Below are 16,303 nucleotides of genomic sequence, written 5' to 3' on the forward strand. Positions count from 1 at the left end.
TCCATCCGGCGCAACGGGCCCCCGTTGCGCCACACCCGTTGCCATGCCCAATTCACCCGACCAGTCGCCGCTCGGCCAGCGAGCGCCGTGCCCCGAGGCCTACTCGCCCGAACTGCTCTACCCGATCCCGCGCGCGCCCAAGCGCCAGGACATCGGCATCGGCGGCCAGCCGCCGTTCTTCGGCGCCGACCTCTGGACCGCCTACGAGCTCAGCTGGCTCACGCCGCGCGGCAAGCCGGTGGTGGCGCTGGCGCACATCACGGTGCCGTGCGAGACGCCCAACATCGTCGAGAGCAAGTCCTTCAAGCTCTACGTCAACAGCTTCTCGGGCAGCCGATTCGCCTCGGCCGACGAGGTGCTCGCCCGCCTGCGCGCCGACATCGCCGAAGCGGCCTGGCGGGGCGGCGGCGCCAGCGGTTCGGTCGGCGTGCGGCTGACCGCCGCCGACGCCTTCGACCAGCAACAGGTGCACGAACTCGATGGCGTGCTGCTGGACCGGCTGGACATCGAGTGCACCCACTACACGCCCGAACCCTCGCTGCTCACGGCGGCGTTCGACGAGCAGCCGGTGGAGGAGGTGCTCACCAGCAACCTGCTCAAGAGCAACTGCCTGGTCACCGGCCAGCCCGACTGGGGCTCGGTGCAGATCCGCTATGCCGGCCCGCAGATCGACCAGGGCGGGCTGCTGCGCTACCTGGTGAGCTACCGGCAGCACGAAGAGTTCCACGAGCAGTGCGTGGAGCGCATCTTCATGGACATCCGCCGGCAGTGCCGGCCGACCCGGCTGGCGGTGTATGCGCGCTACACGCGCCGCGGCGGGCTCGACATCAACCCGTTCCGCACCAGCCACCCGCTGGCGTTGCCGCCCAACGTGCGCACCGCGCGCCAGTAGGCCGGGCCGGCCCTCGGCGCACGTTGTTCATGGCCGCGGCCGGCTCAGGCGGGTCCGAACAGGTCCGCCATGGACTCGGCCGCCTGCGGCGGGGCCCGGTTGGCAGGGGCGGCCGGCATCGCCTCGCCTTCGCGCGCCAGCTTGCCCACGCGCACGCCCAGCAGCCGCAGCGGCTGCTGCAGCGGCACCCGCTTGAGGCACTGCCCGGCGATCTTGCGGATGGTCCGGGCGTCGGCGGTGAAGTGCTCGATCGTCTGGTCGCGCGTGGCGATGCGGAAATCGTCGTAGCGCAGCTTGATGCCGATGGTCTTGCCGACGTAGCCCTTGCGCTGCAGGTCGCCCGCCACCTTCTCGCACAGCTCGGTGAAGATCGCGCCCAGCTCGGCCCGGTCGCGCACCGCATGCAGGTCGCGCTCGAAGGTGGTTTCCCGGCTCATGGACACCGGCTCGCTTTCGGTGACCACCGGCCGTTCGTCGCGGCCCCAGGCGGCCTCGTGCATCCAGGCGCCGGTGGAGCGGCCGAAGTGCTCCAGCAGCCGGTCGCGCTCCTGCGCCGCCAGCTCGCCGATGGTCCGGATGCCCAGGCCATGCAGCCTGGCTTCGGCCTTGGGGCCGATGCCGTTGATCTTGCGCACCGGCAGCGGCCAGATGCGGCCCTGCACGTCCGCCTCGTGCACCACGGAGATGCCGTTGGGCTTGTCGAACTCGCTGGCCATCTTGGCGATCAGCTTGTTGGGGGCCACCCCGATCGAGCAGGTCAGGCCGGTGGCATCGAGGATCGAGCGCTGGATCAGGCGGGCCAGCACCCGGCCGCCCTCGCGCTGGCCGCCGGGCACCTCGGTGAAGTCGATGTAGACCTCGTCGACGCCGCGGTCCTCCACCACCGGCGCGATCTCGCGGATCACCGACTTGAAGGTGCGCGAGTAGCGGCGCACCTCCTCGAAGTCCACCGGCAGCACCAGCGCCTGCGGGCACAGGCGGGCCGCCTTCATCATGCCCATGGCCGAGCCGACGCCGAACTGGCGCGCCGGGTAGGTGGCGGTGGTGATCACGCCGCGGCCGACATAGTCCTTCAGCAGCGGGAACGCCTCGGGCGGGATCTCGGACAGCGGCCGGCCGGCGAAGCGCTCGCGCAGCAGCTCGTCGACCTTGCGCCGGCCGCCGCCGATCACCACCGGCAAGCCCCTGAGCTGCGGGTAGCGCAGCAGCTCCACGGACGCGAAGAACGCGTCCATGTCCAGGTGGGCGATGCGGCGGCGCGGCGGGGTCACGGCGCGGGCATTGTCCCGCAGCGCGGGGCGGCTCAGTGGCCGGCGGGCGCTCCGGTCGGGTAGCTGCCGGGCAACAGGATGCTTCTGTCGACGGCCTTGATGTCGGTGCGGCCGCAGAAGGCCATGGAGAGGTCCAGTTCCTTGTGGATGATCTCCAGCGCGCGGGTCACGCCTTCCTCGCCCATCGCACCCAGGCCATACAGGAAGGCGCGGCCGATGTAGGTGCCTTTCGCGCCCAGCGCGACGGCCTTGAGCACGTGCTGGCCCGAGCGGATGCCGCCGTCCATGTGCACCTCGATGCGGCTGCCCACGGCGTCGGCGATCTCCGGCAGCGCCGAGATGGAGGAGGGCGCGCCATCGAGCTGGCGGCCGCCGTGGTTGGAGACGACCAGGGCGTCGGCGCCGGATTCCACCGCGAGGCGCGCGTCCTCCACGTCCTGGATGCCCTTGAGGATCAGCTTGCCGCCCCAGCGCTTCTTGATCCACTCGACGTCGGCCCAGGACAGGCGGGGGTCGAACTGCTTGGCCGTCCACTCGGACAGCGAGCCCATGTTCTCGACGCCCTTGACGTGCCCCACGATGTTGCCGAAATCGCGGCGCCGGGTGCCCAGCATGCCCAGGCACCAGCGCGGCTTGGTCATCATGTCCAGCAGATTGGACAGGGTCAGCCGGGGCGGCGCCGTCAGGCCGTTCTTCAGATCCTTGTGGCGCTGGCCGATGATCTGCAGGTCCAGCGTGAGCACCAGCGCCGAGCAGTGGGCCGCCTTGGCGCGGTCGATCAGGCGCTCGATGAAGTCGCGATCGCGCATCACGTACAGCTGGAACCAGAACGGGTGCTGGCCGGTCGCCGCGGCCACGTCCTCGATCGAGCAGATGCTCATGGTCGAGAGCGTGAAGGGGATGCCGAACTTCTTGGCCGCGCGCGCCGCCAGGATCTCGCCGTCGGCGTGCTGCATGCCGGTCAGGCCGGTGGGCGCGATCGCCACCGGCATGGCCACCGGCTGGCCGATCATGGCGGTGCGGGTGCTGCGCCCTTCCATGTTCACTGCCACCCGCTGGCGGAACAGGATGCGGCGGAAGTCGTCCTCGTTGGCGCGGTAGGTGCTCTCGGTCCACGAGCCCGAGTCCGCGTAGTCGTAGAACATGCGCGGCACGCGTTTTTGCGCCAGCAGACGCAGGTCTTCGATGTTGGTGATCACGGGCATGGCACTGTCTCCTCTGTAGGCGCGATGGTAGCCAGCCGCCGGTGCGGGGGCGCGATGGCCGTCATCCCGGGCAGGCCGACAGGCTGGTGGCACTTGGCACCGGCGGCGGCGCCGAGCCGGAAGGACTCGGCGCCGGTTGGCGGGCAGTGTAGGAACCGTCCGCGGCGCGCGGCAATGACGCCGGCCGCAGGCGGCTTTCGCGAATGGCGAAAGCCGCAGCCCCGGACGGTCGGCCCGCCGCGGCTCGGCGCGTCAGGGCCCGGAACAGGGTGGCCGCCGCCGGCGCCAGCGGCGCGTCGCTTTGGGTGGCGATGGGGTGCCTGCGATGGGCCCAGGGGGCGGACAGCGGAACGGCTGTCAGCGGCGACGCCTGCAGTGCGGTGATGCGCAAGCTAGCCGCAGCCACCGCGAGCTGCCGATGTTCGCCGGCCGCGCCGATCGATCCGAAGTCGGCGGCGGCGACCACCGCCCGCAGCGTGCCCAGGTCACTGGGCTGGCGCATCAGGCGTTCGTGGCGCAGGCGCTGCCGTGCCGGGCTCGCTCAGCCCAGCCGCGCCCTATGGCGGGCGATCTGGGCCCGCACCTGCGCGGGTGCGGTGCCGCCCAGCACCTGGCGGGCGTCGAGCGAGCCGCGCAGCGACAGGACCCCGTACACGTCCTCGCCGATCGAGGCGTGGAAGCCCTGCAGCGTGGCCAGCGGCAGCTCGGACAGGTCGCAGCCCTGCTGCTGCGCGGCCTTGACGGCGTGCGCCACGGTCTCGTGCGCGTCGCGGAACGGCAGGCCCTTCTTGACCAGGTAGTCGGCCAGGTCGGTGGCGGTGGCAAAGCCCCTGCGGGCCGCCTGCTCCATGGCTTCGCTGTTGACGGTGATGCCGCCCATCATGTCGGCGAAGATGCGCAGGGTGTCGCGCAGCGTGTCGACCGTGTCGAACAGCGGCTCCTTGTCTTCCTGGTTGTCCTTGTTGTAGGCCAGCGGCTGGCCCTTCATCAGGGTGACCAGGGCGACCAGGTGGCCGGCCACGCGCCCGGTCTTGCCGCGCGCCAGCTCGGGCACGTCCGGGTTCTTCTTCTGCGGCATGATCGACGAGCCGGTGGTGAAGCGGTCGGCGATGCGGATGAAGCCGAAGTTCTGGCTCATCCAGAGGATCAGTTCCTCCGACAGCCGGCTGACGTGCACCATGGCCAGCGTCGCGGCGGCGGTGAACTCGATGGCGAAGTCGCGGTCGCTCACCGCGTCCAGCGAGTTCTGGCACACGCCTTCCATGCCCAGCGTGCGGGCGACCGCCTCGCGATCCAGCGGGTAGCTGGTGCCGGCCAGCGCGGCCGCGCCCAGCGGCAGCCGGTTGACCCGCTTGCGCACGTCGGCCATGCGCTCGGCGTCGCGCGCGAACATCTCCACGTAGGCCAGCATGTGGTGGCCGAAGCTCACCGGCTGCGCGACCTGCAGGTGGGTGAAGCCCGGAAGGATCACGTCCACGTTCTGCTCGGCCAGCCCGAGCAAGGCCTTCTGCAGCTCGGACAGCAGGCCCGCGAGCAGGTCGATCTCGCCGCGCAGCCACAGGCGCACGTCGGTGGCGACCTGGTCGTTGCGGCTGCGGCCGGTGTGCAGGCGCTTGCCGGCGTCGCCCACCAGCTGCGTCAGGCGCGCCTCGATGTTCAGGTGCACATCCTCCAGTTCCAGCTTCCAGTCGAAGGCGCCGGACTCGATCTCCTGCGTGACCTGGGCCAGCCCGCGCTCGATGTCGGCCCGGTCCTGCGCGGAAATGATGCCCTGCGCGGCCAGCATCGCCGCGTGGGCCAGGGAGCCCTGGATGTCGGCGCGCCAGAGGCGCCGGTCGAAATCGACGCTGGCGGTGTAGCGCTGCACCAGCTCGCTCACCGGTTCGGTGAAGAGCGCGGACCAGGCCTGGGACTTGTGATCGAGTTGCGACATGGCGGGGGCGGGGGGCCGGGGGCGGCTAGGTGGTTGGCCCGACTCGGACGGACGGGGCGATTCACCAATAATGCGGCTGCGCCCGCCTCAGGATGAAAGACTCGCAAATTTTATCGGCCTTCCAGGACCTGCCCGATGGCGGTCGCCGGGCCGTGCCGCCGCCCGCGCCCCAGGTGCTGCTGTTCGACGCCTGCCAGGTCGGCGTGGTGCTGCGGGCCGTGCTGTTCGTCGAGGCGGTGCTGGCGGTAGGCGCCATGTTCGGGGCGGACAGCATGCGCGAATGGCTGGCGCGGCTGGCGCTCCTGAGCGGCGCCGCGCTGCCGGCCACCCTGGTGTGGCTGGTGGTCGGCTGCAGCCTCAAGCGCCTGCTGGCGCGCCTGCCGCAGGCTGCCCAGCACGTGGCCGGCACGGCACTGGGCGCCGTGTCGGGGCTGTACGGCTGCGGGTTGGCGATGCTGGTGGCCTGGCCGGCGCCGGCGCCCTGGGTGGCGTCGGCCTTCACCGGGGCGCTGCTGGCGGCGGCGCTGCTGGCGGCGCTGGCGCTGCGCGCCAAGGGCCGCCTGCCGGCCGAGGCCACCGCCCGCCTGTCCGAGCTGCAGGCCCGCATCCGGCCGCACTTCCTGTTCAACACGCTCAACACCGCCATCGCCCTGGTGCGCGAGGACCCGGCCCGGGCCGAGGCCGTGCTGGAGGACCTGAGCGACCTGTTCCGCCGTGCCCTGGCCGACCCCGGCGAAGCCGTGACGCTGGAGGAGGAAGTGGCGCTGGCGCGGCACTACCTGGCGATCGAGCAGGTGCGCTTCGGCGAGCGCCTGCAGGTCGAGTGGGCGATCGACCCCGACGCCGGCCGGGCGCGGGTGCCGCCGCTGTTCCTGCAGCCGCTGGTGGAGAACGCCGTCAAGCATGGCGTGGAGCCGAGCGCCGGCGGCGCCGAGGTGAAGGTCAGCACGCAGCGGCGCGGCGCCACCGTGGTGATCAAGGTGACCAACACGGTCCCGGCGGGGCAGGGCCGCCCCGGGCACGGTCTTGCGCAGGGCAACGTGCGCGACCGCCTGCGCCTGCTGCACGACGTCCAGGCGCAGTTCCGCACCGTCCTGAAGGACGGCGTCTATCAGGTCAGGATGGAGGTTCCGGCATGAGCGAATTCCTGCAGATGCTGCTGGTGGACGACGAAGTGTTGGCGCGATCGCGGCTGCGCACGCTGCTGGCCGACTGCCGCTCGCCGGCAGCGCGGGTCATCGGCGAGGCGGCCAACGCGACGGAGGCCATGGAGGCGCTGCGCCGCGGCAGCTTCGATGCGGTGCTGCTGGATGTGCGCATGCCGGGCGCCGATGGGCTGGCGCTGGCGCAGGCGCTGCGCGGCATGCCGCGCGAGCCGGCGGTGGTGTTCGTCACAGCGCACGCCGAGCACGCCGTGGAAGCGTTCGAGCTGGAGGCGGTGGACTACCTGACCAAGCCGGTGCGGCTGGAGCGGCTGCAGGTGGCGCTGCAGAAGGTGGAACGGGCGCTGGCCGCGCGGCGCGCGCCCGCGGGCGAGCCGCAGGAGATGCTGGTGATCCAGGACCGTGGCAGAACGGAGCGCGTTCCGCTGTCGGAGGTTCTCTATTTCAAGGCCGAACTCAAATACATCACCGTGCGCACCGCGGCCCGCAGCTATATTCTGGATGCGTCGCTCAGTGAACTGGAAGAGCGCCACGCGCCGCAGTTCCTGCGGGTCCACCGCAATGCGCTGGTGGCGCTGCGGGCGGTGCGGTCGCTGGAAAAGCACGACGACCCCGAAGAGGGCGAGGGCTGGGCGGTGCGCTTGAACGGCATCGATGAGCTGCTGGCGGTGTCGCGGCGGCAGCTCACGGCGGTGCGGGAAGCGCTGACGCGATAGATCGGAGGTCAGGGGACTCGTTCGGCAGCGAGGAAGGTCCCCATGAACCCGGAGCAACGAGTCGATCAGGTGCTGGAGGAAGTCCCTCCGCCGGACGACGTCGACCCCAAGGAGCCGCCGCAGGTCGTGCTGCACCCGCACGCCGATCCGCGCAGCCTGGCGCTGGCGGTGCTGGCCACGCTGGCGGTGCTGGCGGTGCTGCGCTGGGGCAGCGCCTTCTTCATCCCGCTGATGCTGGGCTTCGTCTTCTACTACGCGCTGGCGCCGGTGGTGGAGGCGATGGTGCGGGCCCGCATTCCGCGGGCCTTGGGCGCCGGCGTCCTGATCCTGGCCATCCTGTCCGGCGGCGGCTTTGCCCTGTGGTCGCTGGCCGACGACGCCAGCGATCTGATCGACTCGCTGCCGGCCGCCGCCGAGCGGGTGCGCGCCAAGGTACAGCAGCGCACCAGCAACAAGACGCCGCTGGACCCGGTGCAGAAGGCGGCGGCCGAACTCGAGAAGGCGGCCGAGGCGGCCAATGGCACCACCCAGTCGGCGAGCGCCAAGGGAAAGGGCGTGCAGCGCGTGGTGGTGGAAAAGCCCCGCTTCGACATCCGCGACCACCTGTGGAGCGGCACCGTCGGGCTGGTCAGCCTGGTGGGACAGGTGGTGCTGGTCACCTTCCTGACCTATTTCCTTTTGTTGTCGGGAGATACCTTCCGGCGCAAGCTGGTGAGGATCGCCGGTCCCGGCCTGTCGGAGAAGAAACTGACGGTGCAGGCGCTGGACGAGATCAACGTGCAGATCCAGCGCTACCTGCTGGTCCAGCTGCTGGCCAGCCTGGGCGTGGGCATCGCCACCGGCGTGGCATTCGCCCTGCTGGGGCTGGAGCACGCGGCGGTGTGGGGCGTGGCCGCGGGCATCCTCAACCTGGTGCCGTACATCGGCTCCATCCTGGTGACGCTCGCCGCCGCCGTGGTGGCTTTCATGCAGGCCGGCGAGGTGGAGCTGGCGCTGCTGGTGGGCGGCGCCTCGCTGCTGATCAACACGGTCGAGGGTTACCTGCTGGTGCCCTGGCTGACCAGCCGGGCCAGCCGCATGAACGCCGTAGCCGTGTTCATCGGCGTGCTGTTCTGGGGCTGGCTGTGGGGCGTGTGGGGCCTGCTGCTGGGCATCCCGATCATGATGGTGGTCAAGGCGGTGTGCGACCGGGTGGACCACCTCAAGCCGGTCGGCGAGCTGCTGGGCACCTGAATCCCGGGAGAATGCCGAATGGAACACCTCCTCGCCCTGCTGACCGATCCCCAGGCCTGGATCGCGCTGCTGACGCTGACCGCGCTCGAGCTGGTGCTGGGCATCGACAACATCGTCTTCATCTCGATCCTGGTCGACAAGCTGCCGCCGCAGCAGCGCGAGCGGGCCCGCCGGCTCGGGCTGTTCATGGCGATGTTCATGCGGCTGGGGCTGCTGGCGGTGCTGGCCTGGATCATCGGCCTGACCGCGCCGCTGTTCACGCTGCCGGTGATCCAGCAGGACGTCTCGGGGCGGGACCTCATCCTGATCGCCGGCGGCCTGTTCCTGATCTGGAAGAGCACCGGCGAGATCCACACCTCGCTGCAGGGGGAAGAGCACCACGAGGGATCGATGAAGATCAGGTCCACCTTCGGCGCCGTGATCGTGCAGATCATGCTGGTGGACATGGTGTTCTCGCTGGACTCCATCATCACCGCCGTCGGCATGGTCGACGAGCTGGCCGTGATGATGGCCGCGGTGGTGGCCTCGGTCGCGATGATGATGCTGTTCGCCGGACCCATCGGCCGCTTCGTCTCGGCGCACCCGACGGTGAAGATGCTGGCCCTGGCGTTCCTGATCATGATCGGCATGGTGCTGATCGCCGACGGCTTCGAATTCCACGTGCCCAAGGGCTACGTGTACTTCGCAATGGCGTTCTCGGTGGCAGTCGAGATGCTCAACCTGCGGCTGCGGCCGCGCGTGTCGGCCCGGCAGGCCACCGCCGGGCGCGACGGACAGGAGGGCCGCGCCGGCCCGCACTGAGGCCGAGCTGCTCAGCCGGTGTTGCGCAGGGCGGCGGCGATGCCGTTGATCGAGATGTGGATGCCGCGGCGCACCCGCTCGTCGGCCTGGCCGGCGCGCGAGCGGCGCACCAGTTCCACCTGCAGGTGGTGCAGCGGATCGATGTACGGGAAGCGGTGGCGGATCGAGCGCTGCAGCGCCGGGTTGCCGGCCAGCCGCTGGCGCTCGCCGGTGACCAGCGCCAGCGCGTCGGCGGTGCGATGCCACTCGGCCTCGATCGCCGAGAAGATCCGCTTGCGCAGCCGCGCATCGGCCACCAGGCCGGCATAGCGCGAGGCCAGGGCCAGGTCGCTCTTGGCCAGCACCATGTCCATGTTGGACAGCAGGGCGCGGAAGAACGGCCAGTGGCGGTACATCTTTTGCAGCAGCGCCTGCCGCTCCTTGCGCGAGGCGCCGGGCCCGGCCTGCAGGAAGTCCTCCACCGCCGCGCCGAAGCCATACCAGCCGGGCAGGGTCAGCCGGCACTGGCCCCAGCTGAAGCTCCAGGGGATGGCGCGCAGGTCCTCGATCCGATGGCCCGCCTTGCGCGCGGCCGGCCGCGAGCCGATGTTCAGCTCGGCGATCTCGCGGATCGGCGTGGCGGCGTAGAAGTAGTCCGCAAAGCCGGGCGTCTCGTAGACCAGCGAGCGGTAGGCGGCCATGGCGACGGCCGACAGCCGTTCGGCGGCCTGCAGGAATTCCGGCGGCGCCGGCTTGGCCGGCTGCAGCAGGGTGGCCTCCAGCGTCGCGGCCACCAGCGTCTCCAGGTTGCGCCGGCCGATCTCCGGGTTGGCGTACTTGGAGGCGATCACCTCGCCCTGCTCGGTCAGCCGGATCTGGCCGCGCACGGTGCCCGGCGGCTGCGCCAGCACCGCCTGGTAGCTGGGACCGCCGCCGCGCCCGACGGTGCCGCCGCGCCCGTGGAACATGCGCAGCCGGATCCGGTGCCGCGGCGCCAGCCGGTCGAACAGCTCCACCAGTGCAATGCCGGCTCGGTACAGCTCCCAGCTGCTGGTGAAGATGCCGCCGTCCTTGTTGCTGTCGCTGTAGCCCAGCATCACGTCCTGCTCGCCGCCGGAGCGCTCGACCATGGCGGCGATGCCCGGCAGGCCATAGAACGCCTCCAGGATCGGCGCGGCGTTGTGCAGGTCCTCGATGGTCTCGAACAGCGGCACCACGATCAGGTCGCAGGCCGCATCGCGGTCCAGCGTGCCGCGCAGCAGCCCGCATTCCTTCTGCAGCAGCAGCACCTCGAGCAGGTCGCTCACGGTCTCCGTGTGGCTGATGATGTAGTGGCGGATCGCCTCCGGGCCGTACTGCGCGCGCAAGCGCAGCGCGGCTTCGAAGATCGCCAGTTCGCCCCGGGCATGGTCCGAATAACGGCCGCCGATCACCCGCAACGGGCGGGCGTCGCACAGCAGCCGCAGCAGCAGCTCGCGCCGGGCCGCCTCCGGCAGGCGGGCGTAGTGGGGCTCGATGCGCGCCGTGGCCAGCAACTCGGCCACCACCTGCTCGTGCTGGTCGGAGCTCTGGCGCAGGTCCATGCTGGCCAGGTGGAAGCCGAACACCTCGACGGCGCGGATCAGCGGCTGCAGCCGGTGCGCCGCCAGCGCCTCCGAACGGTCGGCCCGCAGCGAGTCGCGGATGGTGCACAGGTCGGCGTGGAAGTCCTGCGCCGAGGCGTAGGGGTTCTGCGGCGGCAGCAGGTGGCGCGCCGCCTCGCCGCCGGTGAAGGCCTTGAGCGTGGCGGCCAGCCGCGCGTACATGCCGGCCAGCGCGCGCCGGTACGGCTCGTCCTGCCGGTGCTCGTCGTGGTCGGGCGAGCGCTCGGCCAGCTCGCGCATCGCGGGCGTGACATCCACCAGCATCGCCGACACCGACAGCTCGCGGCCCAGGAAGTGCACCTCGGTCAGGTAGTGGCGCAGCGCCACTTCGCACTGGCGGCGCAGCGCCTGCTCCAGCGTCTGCGCGCTGACGTTCGGATTGCCGTCGCGGTCGCCGCCGATCCACATGCCCATGCGCAGGAAGCTGGCGACCGGCTGCGTGCCGAGGTCGCGCTCCAGTTCGGCGTAGAGCTTGGGGATCTCGCGCAGGAAGGTGGCCTCGTAGTACGACAGCGCGTTCTCGATCTCGTCGGCCACGGTGAGCCGGGAAAACCGCAGCAGCCGGGTCTGCCACAGCTGCATCACGCGGGCCCGGATCTGCGCCTCGTTGGCGGCCAGCTCGCGCGGCGCCAGCGCATCGCGCGGCAGGGCGCGGGCCCTGATCTCGTCGCGCTCGGTCAGCAGCTGGGCGATCTCGCGCTCGGCGTCCAGGATGCTCTTGCGCTGCACCTCGGTCGGGTGGGCGGTGAGCACCGGCGACACGTAGCTGCCGGCCAGCGTCTGCGAGATCGCGCGCGGCGAGATGCCGGCCCAGCGCAGCCGCGCCAGCGCGACCTCGATGCTGCCTTCCTGGGTGTCGCCGGCGCGCTCGTGCACCGCGCGGCGGCGGATGTGGTGGCGGTCCTCGGCCAGGTTGGCCAGGTGGCTGAAATAAGTGAAGGCGCGGATCACGCTGACCGCCTGGTCGCCGCTCAGCGACTTCAGCAGGCTCTTGAGGGCGCGGTCGGCCTCCTGGTCGGCGTCGCGCCGGAAAGCGACCGACAGCTTGCGGATGCGCTCGACCAGCTCGAAGGCGGGCACGCCTTCCTGCTCGCGGATCACGTCGCCCAGGATGCGCCCGAGCAGCCGGATGTCCTCCACGAGGGGGCGCTCGTTGTCGCGCGCGCGCCGGGCCGGCGTGTCCGGCGGGGATAGGGCCATGGTCGTTCTCCGGCTGCTCAAATTTTTGGCAGCGCGGATGCTAGCATCGGCCTCCCTTCTTCCTTCGAGACAGGCTTTCCCTTGACCCGCTTCGTCATCGCCACCCGCGAAAGCCGGCTTGCGCTCTGGCAGGCCGAGCACGTGAAGGCCCTGCTGGCGCAGCAGGGCCACGAAGCCTCGCTGCTGGGCATGACCACGCGCGGCGACCAGATTTTGGACCGCAGCCTCAGCAAGGTCGGCGGCAAGGGCCTGTTCGTCAAGGAACTCGAAGTGGCGCTGGAGCAGGGCCAGGCCGACCTGGCGGTGCACTCGCTCAAGGACGTGCCGATGGACCTGCCCGACGGCTTCATGCTGGCCTGCGTGCTGGAGCGCGAAGACCCGCGCGATGCCTTCGTCTCGCCGAAGTACGAGTCGCTCGAGGCCTTGCCGGCCGGCGCCGTGGTCGGCACCTCCAGCCTGCGGCGGGTGGTGCTGCTGCGTGCGCTGCGGCCCGACCTGCGCATCGAGCCGCTGCGCGGCAACCTCGACACCCGGCTACGCAAGCTGGACGAGGGGGGCTACGACGCCATCGTGCTGGCCGCCGCCGGCCTCAAGCGCCTGGGGCTGGCCCATCGCATCCGCAAGGTGTTCGAGCCGGCGCAGATGCTGCCGGCCGCCGGGCAGGGCGCCCTCGGCATCGAGGCGCGCAGCGGGCGCGAGGACGTGCTGCGTGCGCTGGCGCCGCTGGCCCACCAGTCCACCGCGCTGGCGGTCGCCGCCGAGCGCGCTGTCAGCCGCGCCATGGGCGGCTCCTGCTCGATGCCGCTGGCAGCCCATGCCACGCTGGCCGGCGAAGTGCTGCGCATCGAGGCCGCCTGGGGCGACCCCGAGCGGCCGGGCGTGCTGGTGCGGGCCCAGGCCAGCGGCAGCGTCGGCAGTGCCGAGGAGGCCGCGGCGCTCGGCACGGAGGTGGCCGGCCGCCTGCGTGCCGGCGGCGCGCACTGAGCCGCGTCCCATGCGGGTGGTCCTGACCCGCCCCGCGCCGGAGGCGCAGCGCTGGGGCCGCGCACTGGCGGCGCGCGGCCACGAGGTCCTCGTCTTCCCCTTGATCGACATCGGTCCGGCGCCGGACGCGCAGGCGCTGCAGCAAGCCTGGTCGTCGCTGCCTGGATGCCAGGCCGCGATGTTCGTCAGTGGCAACGCCGTGCAGGGCCTCTTCGCCGCGGCGGCGGGGCAGGAATGGCCGGCCGCCGCGCGCGCCTGGTCCCCCGGGCCCGGCACGTCGCAGGCGCTGGCGGCGGCCGGCGTGCCCGCGCCGCAGATCGATGCGCCGCCGGCGGATGCCGCGCAGTTCGATTCGGAGGCGCTTTGGCCGGTGATTGCGCCGCAGGTGCGCGCGGGCATCCGCGTGCTGCTGGTGCGCGGCGCCGGCGCGGATGGCCGCCCGGCGGGGCGTGACTGGCTGGCGCAGCAACTGGAGCAGGCCGGCGCCCGGGTGGCGATGGTGGCCGCTTATGCGCGTCGCCGGCCCGATCCCGGCCCCGACGCCCTGGCGCAGGCGCAGCGGGCGGCCAGCGACGGCTCGGTGTGGCTGTTCAGCAGCTCCGAGGCGATTGCCAACCTGCGCCGCCTGCTGCCGCAGCAGGACTGGGCCCAGGCCCAGGCGATCGCCACGCACGAGCGCATCGCGCAGGCCGCGCGCGCGGCCGGCTTTGGCAGCGTGCGGTCATCCCGGCCGGCCGAAGCCGACGTGCTTGCCGCCCTAGAATCGCCGCGATGAGTGCCGAGACCGAGCCGCGGGACCCCTCGTCCGCACCGCCGCTCCCTACCCCCGAACCCGCTCCAGCCACCGCGCCCGCCGAGGAGGACGCCGTGCCGGTGCGCGCCGGCCGGCTGGCGATCGGCGTGCTGGGCATCGTGGCGGTTGCCGGCCTGGTCTCCAGCGGCATGCTGTGGCAGAAGCTCTCGACCATCCAGGAGCAGCTGGCGCGCCAGAGCGCCGACGCCGGCAGCCATGCCACCGAGGCGCGCGCGCTGGCGCGGCAGGCGCAGGAGCTGGCCCGCGACGTGGCCGCCCGCCAGGCGGTGCAGGACACGCGGCTGAACGAAGTCGCGCTGCAGCGCACGCAGCTCGAGGACCTGATGCAGAGCCTGTCGCGCTCGCGCGACGAGAACCTGGTGATCGACATCGAAGCGGGCCTGCGGCTCGCGCAGCAGCAGGCCCAGCTCACGCTCAGCGCCGAACCGCTGCTGGCGGCGCTGCGCACCGCCGACCAGCGGCTGGCGCGCGCGGGCGAACCGCGGCTGGCTCGCATCCGCGGCGCGATCGCGCGCGACATCGACCGCATCAAGTCGGCGGCCGTGGCCGACGTGCCCGGCATCCTGCTGCGGCTGGACGAGGTGGCGCGCCAGGCGGACGAACTGCCGCTGGCCAATGGCGTGGGAATGCCCCCGGCCGGCCGCTCCGCCCCGCGCACCGGCCAGCCGCCGGCGCCCGTTCCCAACTGGTGGCAGCAGGTGCTGGCGGCGGTGCGCGACGAGGCCCGTTCGCTGGTGCGCGTCAGCCGCATCGACGCGCCCGAGGCGATGCTGGTGGCGCCCGACCAGGGCTTCTTCCTGCGCGAGAACTTCAAGCTCAAGCTGATGAATGCGCGGCTGGCCCTGCTGGCGCGCCAGATCGATGCGGCCCGGGCCGACGTGGGCGGGGCTGCCGCCGCGCTCAACAAGTACTTCGACGGCTCGGCCCGCCGCACCCAGGCGGCGGCCCAGTCGCTGCAGCAGATGCAGCAGCAGCTGCGCGCGGTCGAGGTTCCGCGCATCGACGAGACGATGGCCACCCTGGCCACGGCCGCGGCGGGACGGTGATGCGCGCGGCGCTCTGGCTCCTGGTCCTGTTCGCCGTTGCCGTGGCGGTGGCGCTGTTCGCCGGCAACAACCAGGGCACGGTCACGGTGTTCTGGCCGCCCTGGCGGGTCGATCTCTCGCTCAACCTGATCCTGCTGCTGCTGCTGGCGGCGTTCCTGTTCCTGCATGCCGCGCTGCGCGCCCTGGCAGCGCTGTTCGACCTGCCGCGCCAGGCTCTGCGCTGGCGCATCCAGCAGAAGGAGCGCAGCATGCACGCCTACCTGCTCGACGCCCTGTCGCACCTGCTGGCGGGCCGCTTCATCCGGGCCCGCAAGTCGGCCGAAGGCGCGCTGGCGCAGGAGGCTTCGCTCGGCGCGGGCGGTGCCGGCCCGGCCAACGGCGCGCAGTTGCGGGCCCTGGCCCACCTGCTGGCGGCCGAGAGCGCGCACGCGCTGCAGGATCGCGGTGCGCGCGAGGAACACCTGAAGCGCGCGCTGGAGCAGGCCGGCGTCCGCGATGCCCAGGAGTCGCACGAGGGCGCCCTGATGCGCGCGGCCCGCTGGTCGCTGGAGGACCGCAATCCCCAGGGGGCCATCGGCTGGCTGCAGGAGCTGCCTTCCGGCGCCGGCCGGCGCACGCTGGCGCTGCGCATGAAGCTCAAGGCCGCGCGCCTGTCCGGGGCCACCGGCGAGGCGCTGGAGACGGCGCGCCTGTTGGCCAAGCACCGCGCCTTCTCGGCGCTGGCGGCCGAGACCCTGGTGCGCGGGCTGGCGACCGACCTGCTCAACGGCGCCCACGACCCGACCCAGCTGCAGCGCGCCTGGGCCGACCTGGAGGCGGCCGAGCGCGCCATGCCCGAGCTGGCCATCCATGCGGCCCAGCGCCTGCTGCTGCTGGGCGGCGAGGCGCAGCTGGCGCGCGAATGGCTGCTGCCAGTGTGGGAGCGCCAGGCCGGCCTGTCCGACCTGCAGAAGGCACGGCTGGTGGCGGTGCTGGAAGAAGGCCTGGAGGATGTGGATGCGGCCTGGCTGGCGCGCATCGAAACGGCCCAGCGGGCCGACCCGCGCGATGCCTCGCTGCAGTACCTGGCGGGCATGGCCTGCCTGCGGCGGCAGTTGTGGGGCAAGGCGCAGCAACTGCTGGCGCAGGCTGCCGCCAACCTGGAGGAGCCGCGGCTGCGCGGCAACGCCAGCCGCGCACTGGCCCTGCTGGCCGAGCAACGGGGCGACGAGCCGGCGGCTGCCGCGGCCTGGAAGCAGGCGGCCCAGGCCTGAGGGCGGCGGCCGCAGCAATCACCGCTCCGACGTGCCGCCCCGGCGCAGCGCCGGCAGAGCCCGGGCCCCGGTTCCCGCCGGCTGAACCTGCGAGTGGATGGGAGCGCGCGCCAGCGGCTCCCTGATCAGGCCCGGTCCGCAGAGGACGCCATGCCGGCTGCGCCGGCGGC

General features: G+C 72.1%; 14 protein-coding genes. 9 read left to right on the plus strand and 5 right to left on the minus strand.

Annotated elements, in window-relative coordinates:
• Positions 1 to 43: 43 nt before the first annotated feature.
• A complete protein-coding gene (gene queF / locus PE066_RS15480) occupies positions 44 to 892 on the plus strand; it encodes an NADPH-dependent 7-cyano-7-deazaguanine reductase QueF (protein ID WP_271233422.1) in 849 nt (282 codons plus the stop codon).
• Between the two features lie 44 nt (positions 893 to 936).
• Here queF and dinB read toward each other — a convergent pair whose 3' ends face one another.
• From dinB to argH, 4 genes are all read right to left on the minus strand, one after another.
• On the minus strand, positions 937 to 2,127 hold the full coding sequence (dinB, locus tag PE066_RS15485) for a DNA polymerase IV (protein WP_271236594.1): 1,191 nt from the start codon (positions 2,125 to 2,127) through the stop codon (positions 937 to 939).
• A 68-nt stretch (positions 2,128 to 2,195) separates the two neighbouring features.
• Positions 2,196 to 3,368 (minus strand): alpha-hydroxy acid oxidase, encoded by a 1,173-nt coding sequence (locus PE066_RS15490; RefSeq protein ID WP_271233423.1) that lies wholly within the window; start codon positions 3,366 to 3,368, stop codon positions 2,196 to 2,198.
• A 61-nt stretch (positions 3,369 to 3,429) separates the two neighbouring features.
• Positions 3,430 to 3,870 (minus strand): hypothetical protein, encoded by a 441-nt coding sequence (locus PE066_RS15495; protein WP_271233424.1) that lies wholly within the window; start codon positions 3,868 to 3,870, stop codon positions 3,430 to 3,432.
• Between the two features lie 39 nt (positions 3,871 to 3,909).
• Positions 3,910 to 5,301 carry an argininosuccinate lyase gene (gene argH / locus PE066_RS15500; protein WP_271233425.1) on the minus strand — a complete coding sequence of 464 codons (1,392 nt, stop codon included), beginning with the start codon at positions 5,299 to 5,301 and terminating at the stop codon, positions 3,910 to 3,912.
• Between the two features lie 92 nt (positions 5,302 to 5,393).
• Between argH and PE066_RS15505 the strand changes: the two genes are divergently transcribed.
• Genes PE066_RS15505 through PE066_RS15520 form a run of 4 tightly spaced genes read left to right on the plus strand, consistent with a single transcriptional unit; the run spans position 5,394 to position 9,214 of the window.
• The gene (locus tag PE066_RS15505; protein WP_271233426.1) at positions 5,394 to 6,440 is read left to right on the plus strand and encodes a sensor histidine kinase; all 1,047 of its coding nucleotides are present in this window, start codon (positions 5,394 to 5,396) and stop codon (positions 6,438 to 6,440) included.
• On the plus strand, positions 6,437 to 7,180 hold the full coding sequence (locus PE066_RS15510; protein WP_271233427.1) for a LytR/AlgR family response regulator transcription factor: 744 nt from the start codon (positions 6,437 to 6,439) through the stop codon (positions 7,178 to 7,180). The genes PE066_RS15505 and PE066_RS15510 overlap by 4 nt, the downstream gene beginning before the upstream one ends.
• Before the next feature lie 42 nt (positions 7,181 to 7,222).
• Positions 7,223 to 8,413: an AI-2E family transporter gene (locus tag PE066_RS15515; protein ID WP_271233428.1), complete on the plus strand. Its 1,191-nt coding sequence runs from the start codon at positions 7,223 to 7,225 to the stop codon at positions 8,411 to 8,413.
• Positions 8,414 to 8,431: 18 nt separating this feature from the next.
• Positions 8,432 to 9,214 (plus strand): TerC family protein, encoded by a 783-nt coding sequence (locus tag PE066_RS15520; protein WP_271233429.1) that lies wholly within the window; start codon positions 8,432 to 8,434, stop codon positions 9,212 to 9,214.
• 11 nt (positions 9,215 to 9,225) lie between these two features.
• Here the strand turns inward: PE066_RS15520 and ppc are convergent, their stop codons facing one another.
• Positions 9,226 to 12,036, minus strand: coding sequence for a phosphoenolpyruvate carboxylase (gene ppc, locus PE066_RS15525; RefSeq protein ID WP_271233430.1), 2,811 nt, complete (start codon positions 12,034 to 12,036; stop codon positions 9,226 to 9,228).
• 81 nt (positions 12,037 to 12,117) lie between these two features.
• On the opposite strand from ppc, the gene hemC reads away from it, so the two are divergent.
• From hemC to PE066_RS15545, 4 genes are read left to right on the plus strand one after another with little or no spacing between them, the layout of a single operon-like run.
• Positions 12,118 to 13,020 carry a hydroxymethylbilane synthase gene (hemC, locus tag PE066_RS15530; protein ID WP_271233431.1) on the plus strand — a complete coding sequence of 301 codons (903 nt, stop codon included), beginning with the start codon at positions 12,118 to 12,120 and terminating at the stop codon, positions 13,018 to 13,020.
• A gap of 10 nt (positions 13,021 to 13,030) precedes the next feature.
• The gene (locus PE066_RS15535) at positions 13,031 to 13,795 is read left to right on the plus strand and encodes a uroporphyrinogen-III synthase (protein ID WP_271233432.1); all 765 of its coding nucleotides are present in this window, start codon (positions 13,031 to 13,033) and stop codon (positions 13,793 to 13,795) included.
• Positions 13,792 to 14,880: a uroporphyrinogen-III C-methyltransferase gene (locus PE066_RS15540; protein WP_271233433.1), complete on the plus strand. Its 1,089-nt coding sequence runs from the start codon at positions 13,792 to 13,794 to the stop codon at positions 14,878 to 14,880. Before PE066_RS15535 ends, PE066_RS15540 begins: the two co-directional genes overlap by 4 nt.
• Positions 14,880 to 16,133, plus strand: a complete 1,254-nt coding sequence (locus PE066_RS15545; protein WP_271233434.1) for a heme biosynthesis protein HemY — start codon at positions 14,880 to 14,882, stop codon at positions 16,131 to 16,133. Before PE066_RS15540 ends, PE066_RS15545 begins: the two co-directional genes overlap by 1 nt.
• Positions 16,134 to 16,303: the final 170 nt, after the last annotated feature.

The sequence above is a fragment of the Ramlibacter tataouinensis genome (genome assembly GCF_027941915.1).
In the GTDB taxonomy this organism is placed as follows: Bacteria; Pseudomonadota; Gammaproteobacteria; order Burkholderiales; family Burkholderiaceae_C; genus Ramlibacter; species Ramlibacter tataouinensis_C.

Bases quoted from the DNA above. Each gene is read 5' to 3' on its own strand.
- queF (WP_271233422.1), top strand. From the start codon at position 44: ATGCCCAATTCACCCGACCAGTCGCCGCTCGGCCAGCGAGCGCCGTGC.
- dinB (WP_271236594.1), bottom strand. From the start codon at position 2,127: ATGGACGCGTTCTTCGCGTCCGTGGAGCTGCTGCGCTACCCGCAGCTC.
- PE066_RS15490 (WP_271233423.1), bottom strand. From the start codon at position 3,368: ATGCCCGTGATCACCAACATCGAAGACCTGCGTCTGCTGGCGCAAAAA.
- PE066_RS15495 (WP_271233424.1), bottom strand. From the start codon at position 3,870: ATGCGCCAGCCCAGTGACCTGGGCACGCTGCGGGCGGTGGTCGCCGCC.
- argH (WP_271233425.1), bottom strand. From the start codon at position 5,301: ATGTCGCAACTCGATCACAAGTCCCAGGCCTGGTCCGCGCTCTTCACC.
- PE066_RS15505 (WP_271233426.1), top strand. From the start codon at position 5,394: ATGAAAGACTCGCAAATTTTATCGGCCTTCCAGGACCTGCCCGATGGC.
- PE066_RS15510 (WP_271233427.1), top strand. From the start codon at position 6,437: ATGAGCGAATTCCTGCAGATGCTGCTGGTGGACGACGAAGTGTTGGCG.
- PE066_RS15515 (WP_271233428.1), top strand. From the start codon at position 7,223: ATGAACCCGGAGCAACGAGTCGATCAGGTGCTGGAGGAAGTCCCTCCG.
- PE066_RS15520 (WP_271233429.1), top strand. From the start codon at position 8,432: ATGGAACACCTCCTCGCCCTGCTGACCGATCCCCAGGCCTGGATCGCG.
- ppc (WP_271233430.1), bottom strand. From the start codon at position 12,036: ATGGCCCTATCCCCGCCGGACACGCCGGCCCGGCGCGCGCGCGACAAC.
- PE066_RS15535 (WP_271233432.1), top strand. From the start codon at position 13,031: ATGCGGGTGGTCCTGACCCGCCCCGCGCCGGAGGCGCAGCGCTGGGGC.
- PE066_RS15540 (WP_271233433.1), top strand. From the start codon at position 13,792: ATGAGTGCCGAGACCGAGCCGCGGGACCCCTCGTCCGCACCGCCGCTC.
- PE066_RS15545 (WP_271233434.1), top strand. From the start codon at position 14,880: ATGCGCGCGGCGCTCTGGCTCCTGGTCCTGTTCGCCGTTGCCGTGGCG.